The organism is Rhodanobacter sp. C03 (genome assembly GCF_002001175.1).
In the GTDB taxonomy this organism is placed as follows: domain Bacteria; phylum Pseudomonadota; class Gammaproteobacteria; order Xanthomonadales; family Rhodanobacteraceae; genus Rhodanobacter.
On sequence record NZ_MUNT01000004.1, the window covers coordinates 37,415 to 51,381 of the forward strand.

11 protein-coding genes are annotated in these 13,967 nt (G+C 63.1%); 3 read left to right on the forward strand and 8 right to left on the reverse strand.

What is annotated here, in order from left to right:
• Nucleotides 1-16: 16 nt before the first annotated feature.
• The 3 genes from xth (at nucleotide 17) to B0E48_RS06485 (ending at nucleotide 2,411) form a co-directional block, all read left to right on the forward strand.
• Nucleotides 17-784 carry an exodeoxyribonuclease III gene (xth, locus tag B0E48_RS06475; protein WP_077517181.1) on the forward strand — a complete coding sequence of 256 codons (768 nt, stop codon included), beginning with the start codon at nucleotides 17-19 and terminating at the stop codon, nucleotides 782-784.
• Complete coding sequence (locus tag B0E48_RS06480) at nucleotides 781-1,458, forward strand: YecA family protein (protein WP_077517182.1); 678 nt, start codon at nucleotides 781-783, stop codon at nucleotides 1,456-1,458. Before xth ends, B0E48_RS06480 begins: the two co-directional genes overlap by 4 nt.
• Nucleotides 1,459-1,577: 119 nt before the next feature.
• The gene (locus tag B0E48_RS06485; RefSeq protein WP_077517183.1) at nucleotides 1,578-2,411 is read left to right on the forward strand and encodes a pirin family protein; all 834 of its coding nucleotides are present in this window, start codon (nucleotides 1,578-1,580) and stop codon (nucleotides 2,409-2,411) included.
• A gap of 3 nt (nucleotides 2,412-2,414) precedes the next feature.
• Here B0E48_RS06485 and B0E48_RS06490 read toward each other — a convergent pair whose 3' ends face one another.
• The 8 genes from B0E48_RS06490 to B0E48_RS06525 all read right to left on the reverse strand — a co-directional run bounded on the left by B0E48_RS06490 (nucleotide 2,415) and on the right by B0E48_RS06525 (nucleotide 13,361).
• Nucleotides 2,415-2,927, reverse strand: a complete 513-nt coding sequence (locus tag B0E48_RS06490; RefSeq protein ID WP_077517184.1) for a gluconokinase — start codon at nucleotides 2,925-2,927, stop codon at nucleotides 2,415-2,417.
• 91 nt (nucleotides 2,928-3,018) lie between these two features.
• Complete coding sequence (locus tag B0E48_RS06495) at nucleotides 3,019-3,840, reverse strand: carbohydrate ABC transporter permease (protein WP_077517185.1); 822 nt, start codon at nucleotides 3,838-3,840, stop codon at nucleotides 3,019-3,021.
• Nucleotides 3,837-4,724, reverse strand: coding sequence for a sugar ABC transporter permease (locus tag B0E48_RS06500; RefSeq protein ID WP_077517186.1), 888 nt, complete (start codon nucleotides 4,722-4,724; stop codon nucleotides 3,837-3,839). The genes B0E48_RS06495 and B0E48_RS06500 overlap by 4 nt, the downstream gene beginning before the upstream one ends.
• Nucleotides 4,721-6,007, reverse strand: coding sequence for a sugar ABC transporter substrate-binding protein (locus B0E48_RS06505; protein WP_077517249.1), 1,287 nt, complete (start codon nucleotides 6,005-6,007; stop codon nucleotides 4,721-4,723). The genes B0E48_RS06500 and B0E48_RS06505 overlap by 4 nt, the downstream gene beginning before the upstream one ends.
• A 41-nt stretch (nucleotides 6,008-6,048) precedes the next feature.
• On the reverse strand, nucleotides 6,049-7,518 hold the full coding sequence (locus B0E48_RS06510) for a glucoamylase family protein (RefSeq protein ID WP_077517187.1): 1,470 nt from the start codon (nucleotides 7,516-7,518) through the stop codon (nucleotides 6,049-6,051).
• A gap of 80 nt (nucleotides 7,519-7,598) precedes the next feature.
• Complete coding sequence (locus B0E48_RS06515) at nucleotides 7,599-9,122, reverse strand: tryptophan halogenase family protein (protein ID WP_077517188.1); 1,524 nt, start codon at nucleotides 9,120-9,122, stop codon at nucleotides 7,599-7,601.
• 120 nt (nucleotides 9,123-9,242) lie between these two features.
• Nucleotides 9,243-12,275, reverse strand: coding sequence for a TonB-dependent receptor (locus tag B0E48_RS06520; RefSeq protein ID WP_077517189.1), 3,033 nt, complete (start codon nucleotides 12,273-12,275; stop codon nucleotides 9,243-9,245).
• A gap of 39 nt (nucleotides 12,276-12,314) precedes the next feature.
• On the reverse strand, nucleotides 12,315-13,361 hold the full coding sequence (locus B0E48_RS06525) for a LacI family DNA-binding transcriptional regulator (protein WP_077517190.1): 1,047 nt from the start codon (nucleotides 13,359-13,361) through the stop codon (nucleotides 12,315-12,317).
• Nucleotides 13,362-13,967: the final 606 nt, after the last annotated feature.

Sequence of the window (13,967 nt, forward strand, 5' to 3'; positions counted from 1 at the left end):
CCCTTACAATGTCACTATGAAAATCGCCTCGTGGAACGTCAACTCGCTGAAGGTGCGCCTGCCGCATCTGACCCAGTGGCTGGCCGACGCACAGCCGGACATCGTGGCGCTGCAGGAAACCAAGCTGGAGGACGCCAAGTTCCCGATCGACGAACTGGCTGCGGCCGGTTATCGCGCGGTGTATTCGGGCCAGAAGACCTACAACGGCGTGGCGATCCTGGCGCGCGAACAACCCACCGACATCGTCACCGACATCCCCGGCCTGGACGATCCGCAGCGGCGGATTCTCGCCGCCAGCATCGGCAAGTTGCGCGTGGTGGATCTGTATGTGGTCAACGGCAAGGCGGTCGGCGATGAGAAATACGCCTACAAGCTGGACTGGCTGGCCAAGGTGCGCGAGTTCCTCGCGCGAGAACTGGAGCGCCATCCCAACCTGGTGGTGCTGGGCGATTTCAACATCTGCCCGGACGACCGCGACGTCTACGATCCGGTCGCCTGGGGCGAAGACATCCTGTGCTCGCCGCCCGAGCGCGCAGGCCTCAAGGCGATCACCGACCTCGGCCTGCACGACAGCTTCCGGCTGTTCGAAGCAGGCGCTCAGCACTACAGCTGGTGGGACTACCGGCAGGCCGCGTTCCGTCGCAACATGGGCCTGCGCATCGATCTGATCCTGATCGGCGAGGCATTGAAATCGGCCGCCAGGGCGGCAGCTATCGACCGCGAACCGCGTCGCTGGGAGCGTCCTTCCGACCACACGCCGGTGACGCTGGAACTGGATATATGACCGCAAAAACCGAATGGCCCAGTTCGCTGGACGACAACGAACTGGATGAGCTGGATCGCTACCTGCGCGCGCATACCGGCGAAGGCGACTTGTTGCTGGACGGCGTGCATGGCTTGCTCAGCGCGCTGGCGGTTGGTCCGCTGCTGGTGCTGCCGGACGAATGGCTGCACGAGGTGCTGCACGAGCCGTTCGCCGACGAGGACGAGGGCAACCGCGTGTTGGCGCTGCTGGCCAAGCTCAACGATTCGATCAGTGCCGAACTCGATGTCGACGCCTACGAGCCGATTCTCGGCGAAGTCGAAGAGGAAACCGGCCCGATGCTGTCCGCTGCCGGCTGGTGCGAAGGTTTCAGCCGCGGCATCGACCTGCGCGCGAGCCTGTGGGAAACCCGCCTGGCCGAAGATCCGCAACTGATGGAACTGCTTGGCCCGGTGATGGCATTGGCGGTAGATGAAGGCATCCTCAGCGCCGACACCGAGTTCGAGAAACTCAGCGAGGACGAATACGACGAGTGTCTGTCGCAGGTGCCGGCCGTGCTCGGCGCGGTCAACCAGTACTGGCAGGCCAAGCCGGTCACCGAAGCCGAGGTGGAGGCGATGGTGCATCAGCAGAAGCCAGATGACGTTGACGACAACTCACCGCCGCGTCAGCGCAGCGGACACTGGGTGCACTGAAGCCCTAGTCGGTCGTCGCAGCGTTGCCGGGATGGAACGATCCGTTCCGGCCATGGCGCTTGGATAAGCCCAGCAACAGGGCCATCTTGGTGGTCTGACATCTCTGACTGGAGCCACCCATGAGCGATCGCCGCATCACCCGCCGCATCCGCGGCACCGACACCTCCGACGGCGCCGGCGTGAAGCTGAAGCGCATCATTGGCCAGCCCGGACTCGACATGCTCGATCCGTTCCTGTTGCTCGACGAGTTCCGCTCGGACGACGCGGGCGACTACATCGCCGGTTTCCCGGAACATCCGCATCGCGGCTTCGAGACGGTCACCTACATGCTGGCCGGCCACATGCAGCACGGCGACAACCGCGGCAACCGCGGCGACCTCACGCCCGGCAGTGTGCAGTGGATGACCGCCGGCCGCGGCATCCTGCATTCGGAAATGCCGCAGCAGGAAAACGGCCTGATGTGGGGTTTCCAGCTGTGGGTGAACCTGCCGGCGAAGGACAAGATGACCGCGCCGCGCTACCAGGACATCGGCCCCGAGCGGATTCCGGTGGTGCATCCGGCCGAAGGCGTCGAGGTGAAGGTGATCGCCGGTGAGCTGGCCGGCGCGACCGGCCCGGTTGAGGGCATCGTCACCGCACCGGTGTATCTGGACATCAGCCTGCAGCCCGGCGCGTCGTTGACGCTGGATCTACCGACCGGGCATCACGGCTTTGCCTATGTGTTCGAGGGCGAATCGGCACTGGTCGGGGGCGAGTCGCTGCAGCGCAGCGAGCTCGGCGTGTTGTCCGAAGGCGAGCAACTGCAGCTGCGCGGTGGTGATCAGCCATCACGCCTGCTGGTCGTCGCCGGCAAGCCGCTGAACGAAAGCGTGGCGCGTTACGGACCGTTCGTGATGAACACACCCGAGCAGATCCACGAGGCGATTGCCGATTTCCGCGCCGGCAAGTTCTGATCTTCAGGGCCCGCTTCCCCGAGCCAGCCCAGCCAAGACTCGGGCGACCGTTGCGGCCTCGTCGCCACCCGCGTCAAGGATGATCGGCTGCTCGTCCACGCCAGGTTCCTCCAGCGTGGCCAGCTGGCTGTCCAGCAGCGAAGGCGGCATGAAGTGATCGCGTTCGCGCATGCGCCGATCCAGTTCGGTGCGGGGTACCCGCAGATAGATCAGACGCAGCCAGGGGTCGGCCACGCGCAGGCGATCGCGGTAGACGCGACGCAAGGCGGAGCAGGCGACCACAACTCCGTGGCCTCGCTGCATCCTGATCGCCGCTGCGATCGCGTCCAGCCAGGGCCAGCGGTCAGTGTCAGTGAGTGCCATGCCGGTGCCCATCTTCGCGATATTCTCCGGCGGGTGCAGCGCGTCGCCCTCCACGAAGTCGACGCCGCAGGCCAGCGCCAGCGCCGTGCCGACCTGGCTCTTGCCGCTGCCGGAGACGCCCATGACGACGATGGTGATACCACGCAATGACATGATCGATGCAACTCCCAGCTGATGCGGCGAGCCTACCCAGTCGACTCCCGGCGATGTGCGATCAGCAACGTGAGGCATCCGCCGTGCCGGTTCAGCCCTTCACACTCCCCAGCAGCAACCCTTCCAGGTAATAGCGCTGCATCGCCAGGAACAGCACGATCACCGGCAGCACGGTGATCACGGAACCGGCCATCATCAGTTCGCTGTCCTGCGCGTGCTCTCGCGCCAGCGAGGCCAATCCGATCGGCAGCGTGTAATGCTCCTGCCCGGTCAACACGATCAGCGGCCACATGAAGTCGTTCCATGCGGCGAGGAAGCTGAAGATCGCCAGCGTCACCATGATCGGCTTGAGCAGCGGCAGCACGATCTGCCCGAAGATGCGCCACTCGCCGGCTCCGTCAATGCGCGCTGCCTCCAGAAGCTCATCCGGAATGCCGCGGGCGTACTGACGCACCAGGAAGATGCCGAACACGGTGGCCATGCCCGGCACGATCACGCCGGCATAACTGTTGACCAGGCCGAGGTACTTCAACAGCAGGAACAGCGGCAGCATCGCCACCTGCGCCGGAATCACCAACGCGCCGATCAGCGCCTGGAACAGCCGCTCGCGACCGGCGAAGCGCAGCTTGGCGAAGGCGTAGCCGGCCAGCAGGTTGCACGCCAGCGACAGCACGGTGATCGTACTCGCGACCGCGAGGCTGTTGAGCAAGTAGCGGCCCATGCCGGCATGCACGAACAGCTCGCGGTAATTGCCCAGCGTGGCGTGCGCCGGTAGCAGCGGCGGCGGCAACGCACTGGCCTCGCCCGGCTGCATGAACGACACCGACAGCATCCACAGCAGCGGGAACAGCGCCACCGCCGCACCGCCGAGCAGCAGACCATTGATCAGGGCCTTGGCCAGGCGGGGATTCATGCGGGCTCTCCATCGTGTCCGCGGCGCGCCAGCTTCAGCATCAGCGCGGTTACCGCGAACATGATCAGGAACAGCAGGAACGCCACCGCCGAGGCGGAGCCGAGGTTCCACCACTTGAAACCTTCGTCGTACATCAGGTACAGCACGCTGGTGGTGCTCTGCAGCGGGCCACCCTCGGTCATCACATAAGGTTCGGCAAACAGCTGGAAATAACCGGAGACGGTGAGGATGCTCACCATCAGCAGCGTCGGCCCGAGCATCGGCAGCGTGATGTGGCGGAACTGCCGCCATGCCGAGGCGCCGTCGATGCGTGCCGCCTCGTACAGATCGGGCGGAACCGCCTGCAGGCCGGCGAGAAAGATGATCATGTTGTAGCCAAAGTTCTTCCACACCGCGAACAGGATGATCGTCGGCATCGCCCAATGCGGATCGCCGAGCCAGTCGAGCGGATGGATGCCGAGATGGCTGAGCACGAAGTTCGCCATGCCGTACTTGGTGTTGAACAGATAACGCCAGATCACCGCCACCGCCACCACCGTGGTCACCACCGGCGCGAACAGCGCGGTGCGGAAGAATGGCTTGCACCGCGCCAGCGGCGAGTTGAGCAGCAGCGCGGCGCCGAGCGAGGTGCCCATCGACAGCGGCACGCCGACCGCCACGAAATACACCGTGTGCCCGAGCGCCGACCAGAACAGCGGGCGCTGCAGCAACGCCCAGTAGTTATGCAGCGCCACGAAGCGCAGGTTGTGGATATTCGCCAGCGCGTAGAGATCGTAGTCGGTGAGACTGAGCACCAGCGCGGCGATCACCGGCAGCAGGAAGAACACGCCGAGCACCAGCAGGGCGGGCGTGAGGAACAGCCACGCGGTGCGTGGCGGGTTCATCGGGCGTCTCCTACCATCGGATGCGGATGATCGAGAATCCAGCGACGCTTCTCCAGGATGCGGTCGGTGCGATGATCCATCTCCGTAGCGGCCTGGTCGATCGTCAGCTCACCGGCAATCGCCTGCGCAGCGACCAGTTGCATCTCGTTGGCGATGCGCTCCCATTCCGGCACCGCCGGCGTCGGCCTGACCCGCTCCAGCTGTTCGCGGAACGCACGTGCCTTCGGGTCGTCATGCAAGGCACCGCCAGCCCAAGATGAGCGTCGCGGCGGCATGTCGCCGAGCAGATCGTAGAAGCGCTGCTGCACCTGCGGCTGCGACAGGTATTCAATCAACTGCCACGCCGCATCCTTGTGCTTCGCCGTGCGGAAGATCACCAGGCTGGAGCCGCCGGCCGCGCCGATGCCGGCGTCGTCCGGGCCAGGCAGCGGTGTGGTCGACCAGTCGTCCTGCTGCGTGGCAGGAAGGCGCTTGCGGAACTCGCCGATATTCCACGGGCCGGACAGATAGAACGCGTAGACGCCGCGACCGAATTCCGACCAGGGGTTGCCCGCTTCCACATTGGTGATCGCCGGCGCCTGGTGCAGGCGGAAAGTATCCACGTAGAACGTCAGCGCGCGCTTGAAGCCGGCGCTCTCGAAGTTGCCATAGCGGCTACCGTCGCGCAGCAAGGGGTCGGGCTCCTGCAACGCCAGCGACATCAGCTGCTCGTACTCGTTGGTCGGCAACAGGATGCCGTAGGTATGCTGCGCCGGATCGCTCAGCGCGGCGAGCATGTGCCGCCATTCGGCCCAGTCACGCGGCGGTGCGTTGAAGCCGGCGGCCTTGAGCAGATCCTTGCGGTAGAAAAGCAGTCGCGTATCGACGTACCACGGCACGCCGTACAGCTTGTCATCAATGACATTGGTCGCCCAGATGCTGGCGAAGTAATCGTCTTGCCTGATCACGGTGGAACGGTCGACGCGTTTCTGCAATGGTTCCAGCGCATCCAGCGCCACCATTTCCGGCAGCCAGGTGTTGCCCAGCTGGGTCAGGTCGGGCGTCGAACCACCGGCGAACGCGGTGAGCAGTTTCTGGTGTGCCGCCGACATCGGCAACTGCTGCACGTTCACCTGGATATCGGGATGCGTGCGCTCGAACTCCGGCAGCAACTTGCCGATCGCCTCGCCTTCGCGGCCGATCGTCCAGAACGTGAGCTCGTGGTTTTCCGCTGCGGCATGTCCACAACCACCGATGAGCGAGGTGCATAGAACAACGCATGCCAGCAGCAAGCCGCACCGCATCGAGCGCTGGTGCAGCGGTCGACACGGGCGACTGTTGTGGCTCATTGCGCCGGGGTTTCCGTGCCCAGCCAGCCACCCGTGAAACCGGCGCGCTCGAGTCCCTTGCGCACGTACGGATTCTTCTTCATCACCTTCCACACGAAATCGCTGCGCCAGTTTTCGATCATCAGCACGATCGGTCCCTGGTCGAGACCCAGCTGCAAGGTGTCGACCCAGCCCAGGCCGGGCACCAGCTTGCCGGTGCGCAGGTCGGTCCTGGTATGGAAGCTCGGGTTGAACGCATCGGCGAAGCCATATTGGTCGTAGATGGACGCGCCATAGCGATGCTTCATTTCCTGCAGCGCAGGTATCACGATCTCCGGCGCGAACGCGATCGAGCCGGCCGCCGCGGTTGGCGCGATGGTACCGTCGTCGGAAATGTAATCCAGGCCGGCACCGCGCGCGGTGTAGCCATGGAACTGGCGCTCGCCGGCACTGCTTTCCACCGTCATATCGCCCGGACCGTTGCTCGCGGTCAGGCCCCAGACGTTCTTGCCGTAGCCAGTCCAGCCGGCTGGATTGGCGATCGCGTAGGCACGCTGCGCATAGGTGGCGCGACGACTGTTCTCGAAGTAGTCGAGGTCGTGCTCGCGGCTCCAGGCATCGCGGATGCCGCGGAAGTCGACCCAGACCTCGGTGAACTGGTGGCCGAACAACGGCGCGAAGTTGAGAAAGGTCTGGCCGTAGAACTTGCCCCAGGTCAGCGGGTTGGTGGATAGCCATGCCGTCCACGCATCGGGCTCGACCGGATGGGTCGGCGAGCCGAGCGCCAGGATGTAGACCAGCATGCCTTCGTCATAACCCTTCCAGTCGGCCGGGATGAACTTGCCGCCTGGGGTCCAGCCCATGCTGATCAGCGGCTTGCGCGGCTGCATCCAGCTCCAGTCGACCTCGCGGTAGATCGCATCGGCGAGCTGCCGGATCTCCCTTTCCTGCGGGGTGGCACGGTCGTAGTACGACTCGGCGAACAGCACGCCGCCGAGCAGCAAGCTGGTGTCGACGCTGGACAATTCGACAGAGCGCATCGCCCGCTTGCCGGTCTGCATGTCGAGGAAGTGATAGTAGAAACCGTGGTAGCCGGCGGCATCGTCCTCGCTGTCGTTCTGCGGCGCCTGCTTGAAGAAACGCAAGGTTGCGAGCGTGCGTTGGATCGCCTGCTCGCGCGTGATATAGCCGCGCTCCACGCCGACGCCGTAGGCGGTCAGACCGAAACCTACCGCCGCGATGCTGGAGAACGAGTGGCCGGGATAGGAGTCGGGCACCAGCCCGGTCTTCGGGTCCGCACTGTGCCAGAACCATTCGAAGGTGCGCTGCTCGAGGTCGTCGACCAGCAGCTGTTGCTGCCTGGGCAGTGCGGCATAGCCATGCTCGGCGGTTCTGGCCGTGGCCGGTGACTGCCAGCCAGCGCCGAGTACCAGCAAAGCAGTGGTGAGTACGGTGGTATGCAGGATCCGGAAAAATTTGTTGGACATGGTGTAACGCTCTTTATCGCGGGGATGGGTGATGTGGAGCCGTCGTCGCGGTTGCCTGCCAGATGGCTCAGGGAAAACGGTCAGGCGACCGCCAGACTGGGCGCGACGCAATGGCGATCGATGAACGCCTGGTGTGATGGCATCGCATCGACACAACTGGCGACGACCTGACCGACACCAGCCATGAACTTGGCCAGCTCCTGGTCCGGCATCTGGTCGACCAGCGGATGGTAGCCCCGCGGCACGATGCGCTGACCGAGCATCACTTGTACCCAGCTGGTCGTCGCGAACATTTCCTCGGCATCGCGGAAGAAACGGCCGCTGTCGCGGAACAGGCGGATATTGTCCTGCAGCTGCGCCGGGATCGACATGGTGCGGCACTGGTTCCAGAACGGCGTGTCGTCGCGCTCGGTGGCGTGGTAGTGCAGGATCAGGAAATCGCGGATGTGTTCGTACTCGAACTTTGCTTGCGCGTTGTAGCGATCGACCACGACCTCGCTGAAGTCGCGCTGCGGAAACAGGTTGAGCAGCCGTGCGATGCCCGACTGGATCATGTAGATGCTGGTCGACTCGAGCGGCTCCAGGAAGCCACTGGCCAAGCCCAGTGCGACCACGTTCTTGTTCCAGGATTTCTTGCGCACGCCGGTGGTGAAGCGCAGCAGACGCGGGTCGCCCAGCGGCTTGCCGTCGAGATGCTTGAGCAGGGTCGCCGCAGCTTCGTCATCGCTGACATGCGCGCTTGAATACACGTAGCCGTTGCCGGTGCGATGCTGCAGCGGGATGCGCCACTGCCAGCCTGCCGGACGCGCGGAGGAGCGTGTATACGGCGTGGGTTCTTCGACCTTTTCGCAGGCGACGGCCAGCGCTCGATCGCATGGCAGCCAGTGGGTGAAGTCGATATAGCCGGTGTGCAGTGCCTGTTCGATCAGCAGGCCACGGAAGCCGGAGCAGTCGATGAACAGGTCACCCTCGATGCGTTCACCACTCTCCAGCACCACTGCTTCAACGAAGCCGTCATCGGGACGTAGCACGGTCTGCGCGACCTTGCCCTCGGTGCGGCGCACGCCACGCTTTTCGGCGTAGCCGCGCAAAAACTTCGCATACAGAGTCGCGTCAAACTGATAGGAATAGGCGATATCCGCCAGCGGCGAACTGGCAGGTACGTCGGTGGCCGACGTCATGAATTTGCCGCGCGGCGCCGCCAGCGTATTGATCGAGTAGGCGCCGATCTCCGAGGCCACGCCCTTCTGCATCGCCTTGATCCAGAACTGGTGAAACGGCAGCAGGCTCACGTCGTGGCCGATCGTGCCGAAGCCATGAATGTACGAATCACCGAGGCGACCCCAGTCATTGAACTGCACGCCGAGCTTGAAGGTGCCCTGCGTGTTCTGCATGAACTCGATATCGTGGACGCCGAGCAGATCGTTGAACAGCTTGAGATGGGGCACCGTGCCCTCGCCGACACCGACCATGCCGATCTCTTCGGATTCGACCAGGCGGATCGAATACGCGGGGCCGAGTACCTTGGCGAACGCTGCCGCGGCCATCCAGCCGGCGGTGCCGCCGCCGACAATGACAATGTTCTTGATGCGAGGATCGGTCATGCGAAGCCTGCGAGTAGTGAGAGGGTGTTCACGGCGGAGTGCCGCAAAACAAAGCCCGCACAGAGCGGGCTTTGTTTCAGGCCGGTATGCCGTTGCCGGCATGAGCCTTCACAAGCGTGCCTAGAAGTTTATGCCCATTGATACCTTCAACGTGCGCGGGTAACCGGTGATGTCGCCGGTCGGGTTGAAGATTACTGGGGTCTTGTTCTTCACGCCGCCGGTGCCCCAGCTTTCCAGATAATCGACGTAGTTGTCCCAGTTGAATGCATTGATCAAGTCGACGCGGACATAGGCGTTGAGAGCATGGTAGATCCTGAAGTTCTTGGTGGCCTGGAAGTCGAGATCGCGATAACCGAAGATCTTGGGGCCGAACAGGAAGCGCCCCTCACCCGGTGGCACCACCGAGGCCGAGTAGCAGCCGCTGCCGGCCACGCCATTGCTGTCCTGGTTGGTGGCTGGCGCTCCGTAGCAGGCCAGGTTGAGATCAGGAATCGGGGTGGCCAGGGTCAGCTTGGCGCCCATCACGAAGCCCCATGGGCCATCCAGCGTGCCGGTGACCACCAGGCGGTGCTTGGCAACGCCGGAGCCGGTGAACGGATAGTTGCCGATCTTCTCGTAGTCGAACGCGTATTGGTCGGTCGGATCGCTGTTGTCGTTGTTCTGACGCGATTGACTGTAGGTATAGGCGATCGTCGTGCCCCAGTGCGATTCCTTGGTATAGGGCTTTTCGGCGTACAACAGCAGCTGGGTAGTGTCGGTTTTCACGCCGTTGTTGCCGATGATCAGGCTGCCGAAACCCGGGATGCCGTTGCCCCACGGTTGACTGCCGTTCTGCCAGAAACTGCCGTTCGGATAGCGGTTGCCGAGGGTGAAGACCAGGCCGTCGTAGCTGCGCACCTCGGCGAACGTGACGCTGGTGTTCCAGTCGCCGATCTTGTTGCGCATACCGATGCTGAACTGGTCGGAGTGCGGCGCCTTCAGGTTGTTGTTGACCATGTCGACTTCCTTGCCGAGGGTGGTTCCAGCAACCAGGGCCTGCAGAGTCGGAATGCTCAGGTAGGACGGATCCCATGTGTAGCAGGAGTTCTGGCCGACCACGCAGGGTACATCGGGCGTGTTGAAGTTGAGCGTGGGCTGCGACAGTACCGACTTGGTCTGCTCGACCTGCAGCGACTCGAACAGGTCACGGTCGTAGGAGCGGCCGACACCGCCGAAGACCACGTGGTTTTCGTCGCCGTCGATGTCATAGGAGAAACCGAAGCGCGGCTGCCATTCGTTCTTTGGTGCCTTGCGGTTGTTGCCGGTGCTGATGTAGTCGTTGACGTTGACGCCGCCCTTGGCCAGCGTCTGCGCGTAGGTCTGCCCGGCCGGTGCATTCGGATCTTGGCTGTTGAATGCCGCGATCACGTTCGCCGGAGTGACATAGTTGAGGTATGACGGGGTCTCCTCGTAGTCCCAGCGCACGCCAAGGTTCAGAGTCAGATGGTCGTCGATCGCCCAGTCATCCTGGATATAAGTGCCGAACTGCTTGTCCGAGCTGGTGGCGACCGGGCTCAGGCCCGGCGTCGGCGAGCCGAACTGCACCTTGTACGGAATCGACTCGGTGCCAGCGGAAGTGACCGCATAGTTGTAGAGCGCGTTGGAGTCGCCCGCATCCTGCGCGGTCAACTTCACCGCCTTGTACTTGACGCCCATCTTGATCACATGGTCGCCATGCCACTCGAAGTCGTTGAAGGTCAGGTCGTCCTGCAAGGCCGGACCTTTCTGGCCCTTGTTCTGCTGGGCCAGCGGCGAATTGCCGGTCTGCAGGATCGTGGTGTTCAACTGCGCTCCGGTCAGCGTATAAGCATTGCCGTCACCGATAAGCACCGGCGTCGGCGTGTAGAACGCATCCTCATAGGTGGCTTGCAGGCGGTTGAACCAGCTGTCGGTGCTGTGATCCCAGCGGATGTCCAAACGCTTGTCAGTGTTGAGTGTGTTGAGCGCAGCTGATGCTGTGTCGACACCGCCGATGCCGCTGATGGAGGTTTCGTGGCGATAGTGGCCGCTGATCTCGAAACGGTCCTTGTCGGACGGTTCGAAGTCGACCTTGCCGAACCAGTCGTTCTCCTTGAACGGCAGGCCGACCGGTCCAATCTGCGACTGTACGTCAGCGGGCAACAGGCTGTTGTAGCCGGAGACACCCGGCGTCACGGTTTTCGGGGTGTCGTATTCCTTGCCTTCGTAGGCGATGAAGAAGTGTGCCTTGTCCTGCAGGATCGGGCCGCCGAGGTCGAAGCCATAATCCTTTTCATGCGACGGGGTCTTGAAGTGCACATACTGCTCGAAGGGTGTCTCCGCGCGCATCACGGTATTGGTGAAGCTGCCGAACACGTCGCCATGGAACTGGTTGGTACCGGACTTGGTTTCGGCAGTGACCGCGGCGCTGGATATCTGGTCGTATTCCGCCTTGTAATTGGAGGTGATGACCTTGTATTCGCCGATCGCCAGCTGCGGGAACGGGTTGCCCTGACTGGCGTTCTGCCCGGTGACGCCACCTGACAACACGTAATTTTTCTGGCCGACGCCGTCGATGTAGACATTGATCCCGCTGCTCGCCTGTGCGCCGGAGCGCAGGCTGGTGGTGCCATCCGAATTCCGGGTGAACACCATGCCGGGCACGGTGTCGGCGAACTCGAGGAAGTTGCGTGAAGCCTCAGGCGTGGTGTTGATCTGATGCAGCGATACCCCGGTGCCTACTTCGGAAGTCTTCACTTCCTGCAGGCTGATTGCGGAGGCGGAGACCGTCACCGCCTTGAGGTTGGTCGCGTTGGTTGCCGATGCTGCTGGCGCATTGGTCAAGTTAAGGGTGGCCGTAGAGGCCACGCTGAGCGTGACCGTCCTTTCGGTACCCGGCCCGGCATCCACCGTATAGGTGCCAGGTGGCAGGCCGACCAGCGCATAGCTGCCGTCGGTGTCGGCCTTGGTGCGTCTTACCGCACCGGTGGAAATCTGCTTGGCCGTCACCACAGCGCCAGCGGTGGCGTGACCGCGCAAGTTGGCGTCGGAGCTTGCCGCAATCGAAAGCACCGAGGTGCTGACGGCGAGCGCAGTTACCGATGCCTTGATGAGGTTGGCGAGCAGTTTCTTCTTGAAGTTCATGGGCGTGTTCATGGTTCCCCTCCCGGATATCAACTGACTTGTTTTCGGTAGCTACTTTTTTGACGAACGATGCGTGTGTGCGGATGACACTTTGGTGAGATTCGCGCCGCAACTTTCGCGGACGACGATTTCGCAGCCGAGCGTTTGCGCGGATGTGGGTGGCTGTTCGGTGCTTTCGAGCCGCTCGGCGAGATGTTCCAGCGCGCTTCGGCCCAGCTCCGCGATGCGCACGCGCACCGTACTGAGCGTCGGGGTGACGTAGCGCGCGATAGGAATGTCATCGAACCCGGCCAGCGCGATGTCCCGCGGCACGTTCACGCCGGCCTCCCGAAACGCGTACAAACAGCCCACCGCCATCATGTCGTTGGCCGCGAACACGGCATGTGGGCGTGTCTTCTGCGCCAGCAGCTGCTGACCGGCGCGATAGCCGGATTCCTCGCTGAAGTCGCCAGCGATGACATTCCGCGGTTCGTTCGGTGCACCGGCAGCCATCGCTTCGCGATAACCCTGCTCGCGCTGCTGTGCATCGAAGTTGCCCGCCGGACCGGCGATATGCGCGATGCGGGTGTGACCTGCATCAAGCAGATGTCGCACCATCGCGCACGCGCCACCGTGGTTGTCGATGTTGAGAACGGAGTACGCGCTGCTTTTCACCGCGCTGTTGAGCAGTACAGCGGGCACCGCGGCCGACAGGTTGGCATGCAGGAAAGCCGCATCCACGCGTGCCGAGAGGATCAGCATGCCGTCGACGCGGCCCTGCATCGCGCGCAAGGCGGCGGCGGCATCCTCGAGACCGTCGTGCGAACTGGAAACCAGCAGATGCAGCCCGCGCGTGCGCGCCGCCAGATCGATGCCGCGGATCAGCTCGGAAAAGAACTCGCCATGCAGATCCGGCAACAGCGCACCGATGGTGTGCGTGCGTCGGGTGATCAGGGTGCGCGCGGCCGCATGCGGTACATAGCGCAGGCGGTTCGCAACCTCGCGGATGCGCTGGCCGGTTTCCGCGGTGACCCCGCCGCCGCCATTCAATGCACGCGAAACGGAGGCCACGGAAACCCCGGCCTCGCGCGCCACGTCTTTGATGGTTGTTGCCGCCATAAATGGGTCGTCCGATGGAATCGAAACCCTGCCGCCGCGCCAACGTAATCGTTTTCATGGCGTGTTGTAAAGCACTCGTAAACAAGAGTTTTGTTGCGGCGCAAAAGGTTTTCGCATACCACCCGGAAGCGCAGTGGGCAAGCCGCCGGATACGTGGCTGGAGAGCGATCAAAGCCGAGAAATAGGGTTGCGGCGACGCAGCAACTGAGCAGAAGCCGCGGTCATGCCGACGCGACCTTTGTTAACCGGATGGTTGAGCCAGTCGCGAATAACCGGCCGCCATGTCGCGTTCCGCGACCCAGCTATGCGGTTCGCGTCGGGCGCGTCGTCGTAGTGATCCAGTGACAGCTTTTCGATAGCCCATCGACTTGCCTTGTCGATCAGGCCCGTTGAGAGGGAGCGGCATCGGCGTGCTTTGGCAAGGTTGATGCTTCCTCAACAACAGGTCTCGCAATGTGCGCGGCATTGGGTTCCAAAACGGCAGTTTTCCCTGCCTGGACTGACCCGATGAAGCCTGATGAGACAAAAAAGGTCACCTCCGGGCGCAGCGGATTTGCCGAATAGTTAAAAAATCCGTCAGGCCGTTAAATCTGGGTTAATATTTGT

Coding starts and splice junctions, on each gene's coding strand:
- xth (WP_077517181.1), top strand. CDS start 17: ATGAAAATCGCCTCGTGGAACGTCAACTCGCTGAAGGTGCGCCTGCCG.
- B0E48_RS06480 (WP_077517182.1), top strand. CDS start 781: ATGACCGCAAAAACCGAATGGCCCAGTTCGCTGGACGACAACGAACTG.
- B0E48_RS06485 (WP_077517183.1), top strand. CDS start 1,578: ATGAGCGATCGCCGCATCACCCGCCGCATCCGCGGCACCGACACCTCC.
- B0E48_RS06490 (WP_077517184.1), bottom strand. CDS start 2,927: ATGTCATTGCGTGGTATCACCATCGTCGTCATGGGCGTCTCCGGCAGC.
- B0E48_RS06495 (WP_077517185.1), bottom strand. CDS start 3,840: ATGAATCCCCGCCTGGCCAAGGCCCTGATCAATGGTCTGCTGCTCGGC.
- B0E48_RS06500 (WP_077517186.1), bottom strand. CDS start 4,724: ATGAACCCGCCACGCACCGCGTGGCTGTTCCTCACGCCCGCCCTGCTG.
- B0E48_RS06505 (WP_077517249.1), bottom strand. CDS start 6,007: ATGCGGTGCGGCTTGCTGCTGGCATGCGTTGTTCTATGCACCTCGCTC.
- B0E48_RS06510 (WP_077517187.1), bottom strand. CDS start 7,518: ATGTCCAACAAATTTTTCCGGATCCTGCATACCACCGTACTCACCACT.
- B0E48_RS06515 (WP_077517188.1), bottom strand. CDS start 9,122: ATGACCGATCCTCGCATCAAGAACATTGTCATTGTCGGCGGCGGCACC.
- B0E48_RS06520 (WP_077517189.1), bottom strand. CDS start 12,275: ATGAACACGCCCATGAACTTCAAGAAGAAACTGCTCGCCAACCTCATC.
- B0E48_RS06525 (WP_077517190.1), bottom strand. CDS start 13,361: ATGGCGGCAACAACCATCAAAGACGTGGCGCGCGAGGCCGGGGTTTCC.